The following is a 16,188-nucleotide window of genomic DNA, read 5'->3' on the forward strand; positions in this document are numbered from 1 at the left end:
CCAGAAGAGTTCTGGCCCGCTGTGTCTTACGTTAGATCTTACAGGCGCCGCCTTCACAGTCGTCATCACTGCCTTGAACAGGCTGCAAATCTTCCTGGATATCATCCGCGCCGTCGCGGGTATTCTGGTAATACAGCGTCTTCACACCGCACTTGTAGGTGGTAAGCAGATCTTTTAGCAACTGTTTCATTGGCACTTTACCACCAGGGAAACGGGTTGGGTCGTAGTTGGTATTGGCCGAGATAGACTGATCGACAAACTTCTGCATCAACCCCACCAGATGCAGGTAACCGTCGTTGTTCGGCATTTCCCACAGCAACTCATAATCATTTTTCAGACGTTCGTACTCAGGAACGACCTGGCGTAAAATACCGTCTTTTGACGCCTTGATACTGATATGACCGCGTGGCGGCTCAATACCGTTGGTGGCATTGGAGATCTGTGACGAGGTTTCCGACGGCATCAGCGCAGACAGCGTTGAGTTGCGCAGACCGGTCTCTTTAATCTCTTTACGCAGCGTTTCCCAGTCATAATGCAAAGGTTCGCTGCAGATCACATCCAAATCTTTCTTATAGGTATCTATTGGCAGAATGCCTTGCGAATAGGTGGTCTCGTTGAACCACGGGCAAGCGCCTCGCTCCTGAGCCAGACGGTTCGATGCTTTCAGCAGATAATACTGAATGGCTTCGAAGGTTCTGTGAGTCAGGTTGTTGGCGCTGCCATCGGAATAACGTACGCCGTTTTTCGCCAGATAGTAGGCATAGTTGATCACGCCAATACCCAATGTGCGGCGGCCCATGGCACCACGATGAGCGGCTTTGATCGGATAGTCCTGATAGTCCAGCAGAGCGTCGAGTGAGCGCACCGCCAACGTTGCCAGCTCTTCCAGATCGTCCAGGCTGTCGATAGCACCCAGGTTGAATGCGGACAGCGTACACATCGCGATTTCGCCGTTTTCGTCGTTGACATCATCCAATGGTTTGGTTGGCAGAGCGATCTCTAGGCACAGGTTTGACTGACGCACCGGAGCGACCCGCGGATCAAACGGGCTGTGAGTGTTGCAGTGATCGACGTTCTGGATGTAGATACGCCCGGTAGAAGCACGCTCCTGCATCATTAGTGAGAACAACTCTACCGCTTTCACCCGCTGTTGACGGATGCTGTCATCTTTCTCGTAACGAGTGTAAAGACGCTCGAACTCATCTTGATCGGCGAAGAACGCGTCGTAAAGACCAGGAACGTCAGACGGGCTGAACAGCGTGATCTCTTCGTTTTTGATCAGGCGCTGGTACATCAGGCGGTTAATCTGCACGCCATAGTCCATGTGGCGCACACGGTTACCTTCAACGCCACGGTTGTTTTTCAGTACCAGTAGGCTTTCCACTTCCAGATGCCACATTGGGTAGAACAGCGTTGCTGCACCGCCACGAACACCGCCCTGAGAACAGGATTTTACCGCAGTCTGGAAATGTTTATAGAACGGGATACACCCGGTATGGAAAGCTTCACCGCCACGAATCGGGCTACCTAATGCGCGGATACGGCCAGCATTGATACCGATCCCGGCGCGCTGTGAAACGTATTTCACGATGGCGCTGGAAGTGGCGTTGATGGAATCCAGGCTGTCACCACACTCGATCAGCACGCATGAACTGAATTGGCGGGTAGGGGTACGCACGCCAGCCATGATTGGTGTAGGTAAAGAAATTTTAAAGGTGGATATCGCGTCATAGAAACGTTTTACGTAATCCAGGCGGGTTTCACGCGGGTAGCCGGAGAACAGACAGGCCGCGACCAGGATATACAAAAACTGCGCACTTTCGTAAATCTCACCACTCACGCGGTTTTGCACCAGATATTTCCCTTCCAACTGCTTAACGGCAGCATAGGAAAAATTCATATCACGCCAGTGATCGATAAAGGAACCCATCTGCTCGAACTCTTCAACCGTGTAGTCTTCCAGCAGATGCTTATCGTATTTGCCCATGTCAACCATGCGCGCTACGTGGTCGTATAGCTTGGGTGGCTCAAACTGACCGTAGGCCTTCTTCCGCAGGTGGAAGATGGCAAGGCGGGCGGCAAGGTACTGATAATCCGGTGCGTCACGGGAGATCAGATCGGCGGCAGCTTTAATGATGGTTTCATGGATATCGGCGGTTTTTATGCCGTCATAAAACTGAATATGTGAACGCAACTCTACTTGAGATACCGAGACGTTGTGTAAACCCTCGGCGGCCCAGTCGATGACACGGTGGATTTTATCGAGGTTGATGCGCTCTTTGCTGCCATCGCGTTTAGTTACAAGTAGGCTTTGGTTCATTTTTAGCTGTCCGTGTGATTCCCCTAAGCAGAAAGTGTAGCCGCTCTGCTTAGTATGTAAACACTATATATAGGGGGTGTATGTCGGTGAGGTAACAAGATAGTGATAAATTAGCGGGTTTGCAAGTGAACAAAACCGGTCTGTTTTGTGGATAACTTGGGGGTGAAATTTGGCAGCCTAAGGCAAGTGCGCGCTGTGACTGGCACGACAAGGTTGTCAATAAGCGGGATAAGATTTTAATGAATTCTAGAAAATCACGATCGTTTGCCGCTTTATTAAACGTTAGAAAAAAACGGCATATTGATCGACGTTAATATTCTTAAAAGTGGTCTAAACCGCTTTTTTTGATCGAAACTGGCAAAATGGGTAATTTTCTTAGTCACCTAAGTGCACCGGGGTACCCCGGTGCGGAAATTTTAACCTTCGTGCTGGGTATGAACCATATAGTTCACATCCACATTACCGCCGAGCTTGAAATGGTCTGTCAGTGGGTTGTAATGCAGGCCAATCATGTGCTTTTCACGTAACGCGGTGCTATCAACCCAGCCAATCAGTTCAGAAGGGCGGATAAACTTCTTATGGTCATGCGTGCCCTTTGGCACCATCTTGAGGATATACTCTGCGCCGATCACCGCCATCAACCAGGCTTTAGTATTACGATTAATCGTGGAGAAAAAAACGTGCCCGCCGGGTTTCACCAGATGCGCACAGGCGCGGACTACTGAAGCCGGATCGGGAACATGTTCGAGCATCTCCATACAGGTGACAATGTCGTAATGCTGGGGGTGAGCCTGCGCGTGGCTTTCCACCGTTTCCTGAACGTAAGCCACATCCATACCGCTTTCGAGCGCGTGCAGGCGTGCAACCTGCAGCGGTTCTGTCCCCATGTCCAGCCCGGTAACCTTGGCACCTTCCCGCGCCATGCTTTCCGCAAGAATGCCGCCGCCGCAACCGACGTCGAGCACTTGTTTGTCAAAAATACCGCCTGCACGTTGCATGATATAATTCAGGCGCAGCGGATTGATGCGATGCAATGGTTTGAACTCGCCTTCCAGATCCCACCAGCGCGAGGCGACGGCTTCAAATTTGGCGATTTCCTGGCGATCAACGTTTTGCGCATTGCGGGACGATTCAGCATTCATAGACGGTGTTGGCTCCTGGTTCTCAATTGCGCGGATTATACATGTTCCGGCAGGGTTAGCGCAGCGCTGTCGACGCAGGCGCATTTACCGCTGACACAGTCACTATTAAGCATAAGCGAAAAAACGGCGGTTGTTTCCACGTAAAGCGTGCTTTGTGGTATAGTTTTACCCCTTTGGCACTATGCCAGGGCAGATGAATCATTCAGTATGAGGGATAGCAGCTCCATGAGCGACCTTGCCAGAGAAATCACACCGGTAAATATCGAAGAAGAGTTGAAACGCTCGTATCTGGATTATGCGATGTCCGTTATTGTCGGGCGTGCGCTGCCAGATGTTCGTGATGGACTGAAGCCGGTGCATCGTCGCGTTCTGTTCGCGATGAATGTACTGGGTAATGACTGGAACAAACCCTACAAGAAATCGGCTCGTGTGGTCGGGGACGTTATCGGTAAATACCACCCGCATGGTGACAGCGCGGTATACGATACTATCGTCCGTATGGCCCAACCGTTTTCGCTGCGCTATATGTTGGTTGATGGCCAGGGTAACTTTGGTTCAGTTGACGGCGATTCGGCAGCGGCAATGCGTTATACCGAAGTGCGCATGTCGAAAATTGCCCACGAACTATTGGCGGATTTGGAAAAAGAAACCGTCGACTTCGTGCCAAACTATGATGGTACCGAGCAGATCCCTGCCGTTATGCCTACCAAGATCCCGAACCTGCTGGTAAACGGCTCATCGGGTATCGCTGTAGGCATGGCAACCAACATTCCACCCCATAACCTGACAGAGGTTATCAACGGCTGTCTGGCCTATATCGATGATGAAGACATCAGCATCGAAGGGCTGATGGAACACATTCCTGGACCGGACTTCCCTACTGCAGCGATCATCAATGGCCGTCGCGGTATTGAAGAAGCCTATCGTACTGGCCGTGGCAAAGTTTATATCCGCGCCCGCGCAGAAGTGGAAGCTGACGCTAAAACTGGCCGTGAAACCATCATCGTTCATGAAATTCCGTATCAGGTGAACAAAGCACGCCTGATCGAGAAAATCGCTGAGCTGGTGAAAGAGAAGCGTGTCGAAGGCATCAGTGCACTGCGTGACGAGTCTGATAAAGACGGTATGCGCATCGTTATCGAAGTCAAACGTGACGCTGTAGGTGAAGTGGTACTGAATAACCTGTACTCGTTGACCCAGCTACAGGTGACGTTTGGTATCAACATGGTGGCATTGCACCAGGGCCAGCCAAAGTTGCTGAACCTGAAAGACATTCTGCGTGCATTTGTTCGCCACCGCCGTGAAGTGGTTACCCGCCGTACCATTTTCGAACTGCGTAAAGCCCGTGACCGCGCCCATATTCTTGAAGCGTTGGCCATTGCGCTGGCTAATATCGATCCGATAATCGAACTGATCCGCCGTGCGCCGACCCCGGCTGAAGCCAAATTGGCGTTGATTGCGCAACCTTGGGAACTGGGCAACGTTGGTGCGATGCTGGAACGTGCCGGTGACGATGCTGCGCGGCCCGAGTGGTTGGAAGCGCAGTATGGTATCCGCGATGGTAAATATTATCTGACCGAGCAACAGGCTCAGGCGATCCTGGATCTGCGTTTGCAGAAACTGACGGGCCTGGAGCATGAGAAACTGCTGGATGAATATAAAGAGCTGCTGAACACTATTGCTGAGCTGATCTTTATTCTGGAAAATCCGGATCGTTTAATGGAAGTGATCCGGGAAGAACTGATCGCAATGCGCGATCAGTTTGGTGATCAGCGCCGCACCGAAATCACTGCCAATACCTCAGACATCAACATCGAAGACCTGATTAACCAGGAAGATGTTGTGGTCACACTTTCGCATCAAGGCTACGTTAAGTATCAACCTCTGACCGACTATGAGGCACAACGCCGTGGTGGGAAAGGCAAGTCTGCTGCACGTATCAAAGAAGAAGACTTTATTGACCGCCTGCTGGTTGCCAACACGCACGATACCATCCTGTGCTTCTCCAGCCGTGGACGCCTGTACTGGATGAAAGTATACCAATTACCTGAAGCCAGCCGTGGTGCCCGAGGGCGGCCAATTGTCAACCTGCTGCCGTTGGAACCTAACGAGCGTATCACCGCTATTTTGCCGGTACGTGAGTATGAAGAAGGTCGCCACGTCTTTATGGCCACCGCCAGTGGTACCGTGAAGAAAACGGCATTGACCGAGTTCAGCCGTCCGCGTAGTGCGGGCATCATCGCCGTTAATCTTAACGAGGGTGACGAACTGATCGGTGTTGACCTTACCGACGGTAGCAACGAAGTCATGCTGTTCTCTTCCAATGGTAAAGTGGTGCGCTTCCCTGAAGCCCAGGTCCGCTCGATGGGCCGTACCGCCACCGGTGTGCGCGGTATCAATCTGGGTGAGGGCGATTGCGTTGTATCGCTGATTATTCCACGTGGTGAAGGCGATATCCTGACCGTGACACAAAACGGTTACGGTAAGCGTACTGCGGTGACCGAATATCCAACCAAATCGCGTGCTACCCAAGGGGTTATCTCCATCAAGGTTAGCGAACGTAATGGGAGGGTTGTTGGTGCCGTTCAGGTAGAAACCACCGATCAGATCATGATGATTACCGATGCCGGTACTTTGGTGCGTACCCGCGTGGCGGAAGTCAGCGTGGTGGGTCGTAATACTCAAGGGGTCACACTGATCCGTACTGCAGAAGACGAAAACGTCGTTGGCTTGCAGCGTGTTGCTGAACCGGTTGAAGATGAAGAACTTGATAGCATTGAACCGGGCACAGAGGAAGCGGAAGAGGATACCACACCACTTGACGATGGTGATGACACCGATGCTGCAACCGATATGGATGACGAAAACGCCTAAGGATAAACTTTCATAGGCGAGGCTTGAACGATGAGCCTTGAGTGACAAGGGCCTGGCAGCGATGCTAGGCCCTTTTTCGGTTATATGGTTTAATTACTATACCCAAAATAATTCGAGTTGCATGACAAAAACGCAATGCGTTTTTGTCATGCAACTTGAAGTATGAAGGGTATACAATCATTTAGCGGACCTTCACGGGAACATCGTTCTATTATGGTATCAGATTGAAATATCTAACGTCCTTCCGTACAACGTTAAAAATTTCCCGCTATCTGTTTCGCGTATTGGCGATCATGCTCTGGTCGCTTGGAGCGCTGCTGACGACTTTCTATATCCTGAGCGTCCTGCATGAGAAAGAGTCAGATATCCGGCAGGAGTACAATCTTAACTTTGATCAGGCGCAAGGCTATATTCGCCACTCTGCCGATATCATCCGTGATATCAAGTACATGGCCGAGAATCGCCTCAATGGTGCGGCCGGTAGCCTGGATATGTTCAATGCGGTGATTAGTGACCAGGATAAGCAACCTGAGTTTTTGCCGCTGTATCCCGAATCCAACTGTACACCGAATTCTGCTTATCGTGACTCTCTAAACTCCCTGAACCACCTCATACAGTACTGGCGAGAAAACTTTGTTGCGGCTTATGATCTGAATCGCGTGTTTTTCATCGGCAGCGACAGTCTATGCATGACCGAGTTTGGCAGTAGTAATAACATTATCGATCAGCAAAATATTCTGAAACAGCTGCACGAAAATATTCTCAAGTACCGAAATGCCAATAGCCCGGAGAAAGACAGCAATCTTTACTGGATCAGCCCAAGCGCACAACGGCCAGATGTCGGCTACTTGTACGTGATGACGCCACTGTACGTCGGTAACAAATTAGAAGCGCTTCTGGGTATTGAACAGACTATTCGAATGGAAGATTTTGCTACCTCAGGCAGTTTGCCCGTGGGGGCAACGCTGCTCGACGAAAACAACGAGCCGGTATTACGCCTGACCAATGGCGATCGCTATGCATCCTCACTTAATGTCTATCCGCAGGGGCACACCTATTTTGGTTATGTTGATAGTTACCACGATCTGATCATGAAGAAGGCATTACCCCCTTCCCCCCTGAGCATCGTGTATTCGCTGCCTGTGGGGAATATGCTGGAACGCCTTAAAGGGCTGATCATCAAGGCGGTATTACTTAACCTGCTATCGGCCGGAGTATTGTTCGGTCTGGCATTGCTGTTTGAACGTAGGATATTCCTGCCTGCTGAGGAGAACGCATTCCGGCTGGAGGAACATGAGCAGTTCAACCGCAAAATAGTGGCTTCGGCGCCAGTGGGCATTTGTATCCTGCGTATCAGCGACGGCGCTAATATTCTGAGTAATGAACTGGCGCATAATTATATCAATCTGTTGACCAACGAAGATCGCGAACGTATCACTCGGATTATTTGCGAGCAGCAGGTCAATTTTGTCGATGTGATGACCAGTAATAACAATAACCTACAAATCAGCTTCGTCCATTCCCGTTATCGCAATGAAGATGTGGCCATCTGTGTGCTGATGGACGTGAGTTCGCGCGTGAAGATGGAGGAGTCACTGCAGGAGATCGCGGCGGCAGCAGAGTTGGCCAGCCAGTCTAAATCGATGTTCTTGGCTACCGTCAGCCATGAGTTGCGTACGCCTTTGTACGGTATTATTGGTAACCTAGACCTGTTGCAGACCAAAGCACTACCGCAGGGAGTAGATCGGCTGGTCAATGCGATGAACAACTCGTCGGGGTTGTTGCTGAAAATTATCAGCGACATTCTGGATTTCTCCAAGATCGAATCCGAACAGTTGAAAATTGAGCCTACTGAGTTTTCCTGCCTGGAAGTGATTACTCATGTTGCGGGTAATTACCTACCATTGGTGGTGAAAAAGCGTCTTGGCCTGTACTGTTTCATTGAGCAGGGGGTTCCAGAACGGATCAACGGTGATCCTGTCCGCTTACAGCAGGTTCTCTCCAATCTTCTCAATAACGCCATCAAATTCACCGACAACGGCTGCATTATTCTGCAGGTTTACACACGTGACAGTTACCTTGCCTTCAGCATTCGTGATACTGGCGTTGGGATCCCGGAAAAAGAAATTAATCGCCTGTTTGATCCCTTCTTCCAGGTGGGCAGTGGAGTACAACGTCACTTCCAGGGGACCGGTTTAGGGCTGGCGATTTGTGAGCGGCTGATAAATCTGATGGATGGCGATATTGCCGTGGAATCAGAACCCGGGCTTGGCAGCATGTTTACTATCCGTATTCCCCTGTTTGGAGCGCAGTTTCCATCGCCACAGGCCAGCGATACCTGGCAGGGGAAAAATATTTGGCTGCAAATCCGTAACCAGAGGCTGGAGAGTTATCTGATGGTTATTCTTGGCGGTTATGGTGCCAGCGTACAACGTTATGAGGGGCAGGATACGGCTGAGAATGACTTGCTACTGAGTGATTATCCTTTCCAGGTGGAAACTCCGTTGTTGGCACAGATTGAGTTTTCTGTCGGGCACATAGGACCGTCACTAGAAACATTGCCGGGTTACTGGGTGCACAGCACTTCTACGCCAAGGGATGCAATCAGACTGATTAATCGCCTGTTTGGTGTGAATGTCGATAACGATAATGCCGCCGTGCAATTGGCATTACCCGCCAAAGTCCACACCACAAAAAATGAGGATATCCACTTGCTGGTTGTGGACGATCATCCGATTAATCGCAGGTTATTATCCGATCAATTGACGTCATTAGGTTACCAGGTTATTACTGCTATTGACGGTGTTGATGCATTAGGCGTTCTGAAACGCAACACCGTGGACATTGTACTTACCGACGTCAATATGCCCAACATGGATGGCTATCATCTTACTCAATGTTTGCGACAACAGCAATTTACTGCCCCGGTGATAGGGGTGACTGCCAATGCCCTGGCAGAGGAGAAGCAACGCTGTATTGAGGCAGGAATGGATAGCTGTATATCGAAACCGGTAATGCTTGAAACATTGGTACAAACGATGGATTACTACAGCCAACGGGTACGCCGGGATCGCGTAAGTTCAGAAGATCAATAAACAACAAAGGGCGCATTTGCGCCCTTTGTTGTTTACCAGCCGGACTTAGTCTTTATCAAACTGCATCATGCTGACTGAGGAGAGGTAATTAAGCAGTGCAATATCGTTATCAACGCCTAACTTCATCATTGCCGATTTTTTCTGGCTACTGATGGTTTTGATGCTGCGGTTCAGTTTTTTGGCAATTTCGGTTACCAGGAAACCTTCAGCAAACAGGCGTAACACTTCACTCTCTTTTGGTGAAAGCCGCTTGTCGCCATAACCACTGGCACTGATTTTTTCCAGCAGTTTTGACACGCTTTCAGGCGTAAACTTCTTACCTTTTTGCAATGCAGACAAGGCTTTAGGCAGGTCGGTAGGAGCACCTTGTTTTAATACTATGCCATCAATGTCCAGTTCCAACACGGCGCTGAGAATGGCCGGGTTGTTGTTCATAGTAAGAACGATAATTGATAATTGCGGATAGTGGCGCTTGATATACTTAATCAGCGTAATACCATCGCCATATTTGTCGCCAGGCATCGAAAGATCGGTGATCAGTACGTTGGCGTCCAGCTTGGAAAGATTGTTGATCAGCGTTGTAGAATCTTCAAACTCCCCAACGACATTCACCCATTCAATTTGCTCGAGTGACTTCCGGATGCCAAACAGTACGATAGGGTGGTCATCAGCAATAATTACGTTCAGGTTATTCATGTGGTTGGCTACCTTGCTGCAGCAGTCTAGTGACGAAAAAATCAATCTGACTGATGTTATTCTCGATCTTAAACGCATCGCCGTCCGCGATGTGCTGTTCTAACGATTCACACAGTTGCTTGCCGGGGAGCAGATTTAACATGGCGAACACCCCTTTAAGGCGGTGCGCGGTTTGAGACAGCGCTGTAAAATCAGCACTGCTCGCCTCAGTATACAGTTTTTTTACATCGTCTGGTACTGTATCGATAAACAAACCATAGTAATCAGTTGATCGCAATTGTTTTTCATAGAGTTGGATGTCATTTGCGAGGTTTGGCAGGCTATTTTCCTCCTGATCGAGTGCGGTTATGCGCTGTTCAATCAGTGCCAGGATAGCGTCGACCATCGCGCTGTGCAGGTTGTAGTTTGCTTGAATATGGCGTTGGTTGTACTGTTGCCAGCCAATGACATCGTTGGTTACCAGCAGAGTGTAGTCACTAGTTTGCTGCGGATCGTCGGTGATCAGGAAATCAAAATCCCTGTTTTTCTGGTTGTCGGCGGCAATAATACAGCTTGCCCCGTAGGCATCCAGCAGGTTGGTGACAATGGTGCGGACTTCCTCCGAAGTGATTTCCAGAAGTGCGGTAACATCGTCCAGCAATCTTTCCGTACTCTCCGCCTCTCTCTTTTGCAACTCCATGGCTACTCGCAGGGTATAGCGTGTACCGATGTCAATTTTGCTATGGATCTGCAACTGGCCATTAAGCTTCTTGCATAGTTGATTGCACAGGAAAAAGGTCAGCCCAGAACCGTGGCTGAAGCGATCTGCCTGGGTTTGGCTGAGGAAGGGGTAAGTTAGGTTACCAATTTCCTCATTGGTCATGCCTGCACCGGTATCATTTATATGAATTATCAGATGCCCCTGCCGAGAAGCATCAGGTTTAACGACCAGTGAAATCTTGCCGAAGGCGGTGGTGGTGATGGCATAACGGAGCAGCAATGACATTATTTTACCTAACGCACTGGCGTCACCAATGTATTGTTGTTCGACCTCTAGTTGGAAGTGGTTGAACAACGTCAGCCCTTTCTGGTGTATTGCCGGCAGCATTTCCAGCAGCAATGCATCTATCAGCGCTGAGGGGGTGAAAGGCTGGTTCGTGGGCTGCCAGGACTGTGTCTCCAACCGGGTCAGCAGGGTAATATTGTCGATCAGGTCCAACACCGATGCAGAGACAATATGCAGTTGCTTGATTAACGCTTTTTGCTGCTCCTCATCCGTTTGCAGATGCAAAGCGCCGATCAGGCTATGCATCTGGTGTAACGGCTGGTTGAGTTCGGTTCCGAGATTGTGCAGCATCAACTTCCTCGCCTGAACGTTTTTATCGTATTCGCGGCGAGCCTGTTGCAGCCTTTTGTTCACTATCACTTCTTTGTCTTGATCGCTCAATATAAACAGGTAGGTTTCTGCCGAACGCTGGCTGCGGAAGAGACGGATTTCATAGACTTCATTGTTTACCGTTGCCTGAATCACACCATGATGCTGTTCTGCCATGTGAGTTATTTTTTGCAGGCTGAGGTGTGGCATCAGATGTTCGGCGATCTTGTTGCTGGCAATGATGCTATTACCGGCAAAATCATAGACCAGTAAGCCGCAAGGGAGGCTGGCGACGATCTCGCGATTCAGGGTTCGTTCTTCTTCCAACTTGGCAGCCAAATTTTCACTTGGGCGAATGTATCGCTGGCGGATAAAATATATTCCCACCATCGTGAGTACCATTAACAACATATTGACCAGCAGCGGCCAGAGATTGTTGCGCAGCAGATCTATCGCCAGATTGATGACAGAAACGCGATAAACCAGTTTCAGCGGGGCATTTAGCAAAGAGGCACTGAACTCAACCCAACTCCCTTTCACTGCGACTACAGTATGAGCGGCAGTTTCGGTTGATGTCTCGCCGTCAAATCCATTTTCATCGGGCAAGAGCAGGAAATTGGAGTTTGCCATGTTAAGTGGAATGACATCGTTAATTGGCAGGTCAAAGGCGATCACCGTGGCCAAATGCCCCGGTTGGTTAAAAGTTGTCCTGATAGAAAACGAATAGGCATTCTGGAAGCGATGCTTACGCAAGTTAGAGAAGCTCTCACGCTGATCCAGCATATTGGCCTGTTGCAGCATTTCTGCGCGTAGTTCAGATGCCGATGTGGTGAGGTAGTTTTCTTTTAAACGAGAGGTCAATTCCTTGAGCGATTGGGTGGTAACCAGGCTCAGGCTGTTATCTTGCCCGTTGAGGTAATACATCGAATAGTTTTCAGTTTTTGCTCCCCAGCGGGAATCGAGGAAGTTCGAAATATTGGCAATCATGGTCAAGGTTGCACTGTCGTGATTGCCAAAAATAACGGCATCGTTTCTTCCCAACTGCTCAACATAATAAACATCTGGGCGCAGGCGTGTTTCTTGCAGCGCCGGGTCGATGGGAGGGGACGTCTCATTGCCAAATTTGTCGTAGATCTGCTCGGTAAGGTAACGATAGCTATCAATGCGTTTTTGCAGAGCAGTGGCAATGTTATTAACGGCGTATTTTTTTTCTGTCAGATAGGCGTTGGTATAATTATAACCGTAGAGACCAATGGCAATCGCCAGAAGCACAATAAACAGCCAAAAGCTACGGGTGATGTAGCTGGAGTTAATGGTTAGCTGTTTATTTTTTGGCATGGCATCACGTTCCTGAAATTAACGGGTTATCGCTTTTGCGCTGGCGGTAACAATCAGCAACGATGCTGCAACGCAGGCAAAGGCAAACGTCAGGCTGGAGATCTGTGCGATAAAACCGATCAATGCAGGACCAGCAAGAATACCGGTATAGCCAACTGTAGTGACCGAGGCTATAGCCAGGTTAGCGGGCATGACTCGTTGATTACCTGCAGCGGTAAATAATATTGGGACGACGTTGGAAGCGCCGAGGCCGACTAGCATAAAACCCGCCAATGAAGCCGCTACGTTGCCTACGGCGATGGCCAGTACCAGCCCGAATGCAGCACACAGACTGCCCAGCAATAATACCCGGTATCTTCCCATTGCATTAACGATACGGTCGCCATTCAATCTTCCCAAGGTCATGGCAATAGAAAACAGGGCATAACCCAATCCTGCCTGGTTGTGATCCATACCCCGCATTGTAGTGAGGAACAGCGCGCTCCAGTCAAGCATCGAACCCTCGGCAAGAAACATGATGAAGCACAGCAGACCAATGAACATAACCCAACCACGCGGTAGGACAAACATAGGGCCTTCTTTATCGCCACCACTTTCGCGCAGCAGGTTTTTGCTGGCAATGAAAAGCAATATCAGAATGACAACAACGGCGCATAGCGTCGCTTGCAGTGCTCCAAGCCCCAACCACAGTAGTGCACTGACCCCGCCAGCCCCGGCGATGCCGCCAACGCTGAAAAAACCATGGAAACCAGACATCATCGCGCGCCCGCTGGCACGCTCAACCACAACGGCCTGAATGTTCATGGCAACGTCAACCATCCCGATAGCGGCACCGAAGAACAGCAACGCCAATGCCATTCCCAAGGTTGAATCCATCAAGACCAACAGCGGCAGGTCGATGCAAAGTGCTATTGCTGCCAATAGGATCACGCGTCTGCAACCGAACTTACCCGTTAATAATCCGGTTAGAGGCATTGCCATGATCGAACCCACTCCGATACATAGCAGAAGCAAACCTAACGAAGCATCATCAATATCGATACGTGTTTTAGCAAAAGGCACCAATGGTGCCCAGGTAGCCATGCCAAGACCGGCAATGAAAAATGCCAGGCGAGTAGCAACCTGTTCCGGCACGCCAGGCTGTGGTTTTTCGGTACATAGAGTGAATGTCATGTGGGTGTCGGGAACGGTTCTGCTTAGTGGTTGGAATTAACCCTGTTTCTATCACATTCAGCGGTTGGGGTCGAAAGGATTCGTACTCGGCGGTGTACCTTTATGGCAGCTACCCGGCCTTTTATCGATCCTGATTTTGTCAAAGGCAGGTTCTTTGATGATTTTTAATGTGAGGAAAAAAAACCGGCCAGAGGCCGGTGATAAGTAACGCAGTTACCTTGCAGGTAATGAAGGTAATAATGAAAAAATGATGAAAGCAGAGCTATTCTAATGCTGTATTTTAAATTTCATACTAACATTGTGTGCGTATTATTTATTAATTGTAAGTGCTTATGTTTTTACTTTTCAAATAAAAAACACATTTGTTTTTTGAATGCTATATCATTTAAATTTGTTGTGAAAATTCATCTCGCCATTAATATTCCTCAAGGTTTACATTGTGAAACTCTTGTTTGTTAAAATGAAACACTATTGGATACTTGGTATCATTTTATTTATAGATTAATCCCAGCGGGATCCTCAAAATAGTTATGTATTATTGTGTTAACAATGCTCATAAGAGCAGTGGCCGTGGCTAGGCATCATTTAAGAGGATAATAACGATGAAACTTCGAGTGCTTTCCCTGATCATTCCCGCCATACTGGTGGCTGGTACAGCGGGTGCAGCAGAAATATACAATAAAGACGGCAATAAACTGAATTTAAACGGTATGATTGATGGTCTTCACTATTTCTCCAAAGACCGCAGTAACGATGGTGATAAATCCTACATGCGCTTTGGGTTTAATGGCGAAACTCAGATCAATAAGCAATTGACGGGATATGGTCAGTGGGAATATGAAGTCAAGTTGAACCAGACTGAAGCCAAAAATGATTCCTTTAGTCGTCTGGGTTTTGCTGGTCTGAAGTTTGGTGATTATGGTTCACTGGATTATGGCCGCAACTACGGTGTAATGTACGACGTCGCCGCTTGGACAGATGTTTTACCTGAATTTGGCGGACCGAATTATACCGAAGACAATTTCATGTTCCAGCGTGCTAATGGTGTACTGACGTATCGTAATAATAATTTCTTTGGTTTGGTTGATGGCCTACATTTTGCCCTGCAATATCAGGGTAAAAACGGTAATGCGACCGAAAGTAATAATGGCCGTACTGTATTAGCGCAAAATGGTGACGGTTACGGTATGTCCGTTTCCTACGACCTGGGCTACGGTATAAGCGCAGGGGGCGCGTTCTTTAACTCAAAACGTACTGACGATCAGAACGCTGATACGGTCCTGGGACACGGTAGCAGAGCCGAGGCCTATACCGGTGCATTGAAATACGACGCCAATAACCTTTATCTGGCAGCATTGTATACCCAGTCTTATAATGCGACCCACTTCGGTAGTAAAACTAACAGTGCTTATGGTTTTGCTAATAAAGCACAGAATATTGAACTGGTTGCACAATACCAGTTTGATTTTGGTCTACGTCCTTCAATCTCTTACCTGCAATCTAAAGGTAAGAATATTGAACACGGCTACGGTTCACAGGACCTGGTTAAGTTTATTGATCTGGGCGCTACCTACCACTTCAACAAAAACATGTCCACTTATGTTGATTATAAAATCAACCTGCTGGATAAAAATGAATTCAACGAGGCTGCGGGTATCGCCACTGACAATGTGGTCGGTACAGGTATTGTCTACCAGTTCTAATCCAAAGCGTACTACTCTGATGAAGCGGCCTTCGGGCCGCTTTTTGCTGTGCGGTCGATTAAGCCAGGTATTTGGGCTAACTACTGAGAGCCTCTCTGTATTTGATCCATTTTTGTGACTATACGGTGTTCAAATAATGGCCAGCACATTGGTTGAAAGAGCTTCCCCGAATCAGCTAAACTATTTCTTGACCACCATTGGTCTGAAATTTAAGCAAATGAACGCGATAACGCATTTTTTTGTATGAAAACGATAGACATTGTACGGCCGCATCGTTATTATCTGCGCCCATTGGAAGGATGGCCGAGTGGTTTAAGGCAACGGTCTTGAAAACCGTCGAGTGTAACAGCTCCCAGAGTTCGAATCTCTGTCCTTCCGCCAAATATAGACCCCAAGCTTATGATGAGCTTGGGGTTTTTGGTTTTATGGGTTTATACCCCGAGATCTTACTAGGCTGTGTCCCTCAATTGCCCGTGGTGCCGTCGCAGACCCA

8 protein-coding genes and 1 tRNA gene are annotated in these 16,188 nt (G+C 48.8%); 4 read left to right on the forward strand and 5 right to left on the reverse strand.

The window, feature by feature from the left end; genetic code table 11:
- Positions 1–31: 31 nt before the first annotated feature.
- Together nrdA and ubiG are read right to left on the reverse strand one after the other, a co-directional pair.
- A complete protein-coding gene (gene nrdA, locus SAQUA_RS08855) occupies positions 32–2,320 on the reverse strand; it encodes a class 1a ribonucleoside-diphosphate reductase subunit alpha (RefSeq protein ID WP_380672691.1) in 2,289 nt (762 codons plus the stop codon).
- 416 nt (positions 2,321–2,736) lie between these two features.
- A complete protein-coding gene (ubiG, locus tag SAQUA_RS08860; protein ID WP_380672694.1) occupies positions 2,737–3,462 on the reverse strand; it encodes a bifunctional 2-polyprenyl-6-hydroxyphenol methylase/3-demethylubiquinol 3-O-methyltransferase UbiG in 726 nt (241 codons plus the stop codon).
- 225 nt (positions 3,463–3,687) lie between these two features.
- Between ubiG and gyrA the strand changes: the two genes are divergently transcribed.
- Complete coding sequence (gyrA, locus tag SAQUA_RS08865; protein WP_380672696.1) at positions 3,688–6,336, forward strand: DNA topoisomerase (ATP-hydrolyzing) subunit A; 2,649 nt, start codon at positions 3,688–3,690, stop codon at positions 6,334–6,336.
- Positions 6,337–6,560: 224 nt separating this feature from the next.
- On the forward strand, positions 6,561–9,431 hold the full coding sequence (gene rcsC / locus SAQUA_RS08870; RefSeq protein ID WP_380672698.1) for a two-component system sensor histidine kinase RcsC: 2,871 nt from the start codon (positions 6,561–6,563) through the stop codon (positions 9,429–9,431).
- A 45-nt stretch (positions 9,432–9,476) separates the two neighbouring features.
- Here rcsC and rcsB read toward each other — a convergent pair whose 3' ends face one another.
- From rcsB to SAQUA_RS08885, 3 genes are read right to left on the reverse strand one after another with little or no spacing between them, the layout of a single operon-like run.
- Positions 9,477–10,127: a response regulator transcription factor RcsB gene (rcsB, locus tag SAQUA_RS08875; protein WP_380672700.1), complete on the reverse strand. Its 651-nt coding sequence runs from the start codon at positions 10,125–10,127 to the stop codon at positions 9,477–9,479.
- Positions 10,120–12,819, reverse strand: a complete 2,700-nt coding sequence (rcsD, locus tag SAQUA_RS08880; RefSeq protein ID WP_380672702.1) for a phosphotransferase RcsD — start codon at positions 12,817–12,819, stop codon at positions 10,120–10,122. Before rcsD ends, rcsB begins: the two co-directional genes overlap by 8 nt.
- Positions 12,820–12,837: 18 nt before the next feature.
- On the reverse strand, positions 12,838–13,992 hold the full coding sequence (locus tag SAQUA_RS08885; protein ID WP_380672704.1) for an MFS transporter: 1,155 nt from the start codon (positions 13,990–13,992) through the stop codon (positions 12,838–12,840).
- Positions 13,993–14,594: 602 nt separating this feature from the next.
- Between SAQUA_RS08885 and ompC the strand changes: the two genes are divergently transcribed.
- The gene (gene ompC, locus SAQUA_RS08890; protein ID WP_380672706.1) at positions 14,595–15,695 is read left to right on the forward strand and encodes a porin OmpC; all 1,101 of its coding nucleotides are present in this window, start codon (positions 14,595–14,597) and stop codon (positions 15,693–15,695) included.
- Between the two features lie 293 nt (positions 15,696–15,988).
- A tRNA-Ser gene (locus SAQUA_RS08895) sits at positions 15,989–16,076 on the forward strand.
- Positions 16,077–16,188 lie beyond the last annotated feature (112 nt).

The sequence above is a fragment of the Serratia aquatilis genome (genome assembly GCF_044865145.1).
In the GTDB taxonomy this organism is placed as follows: domain Bacteria; phylum Pseudomonadota; class Gammaproteobacteria; order Enterobacterales; family Enterobacteriaceae; genus Chania; species Chania aquatilis.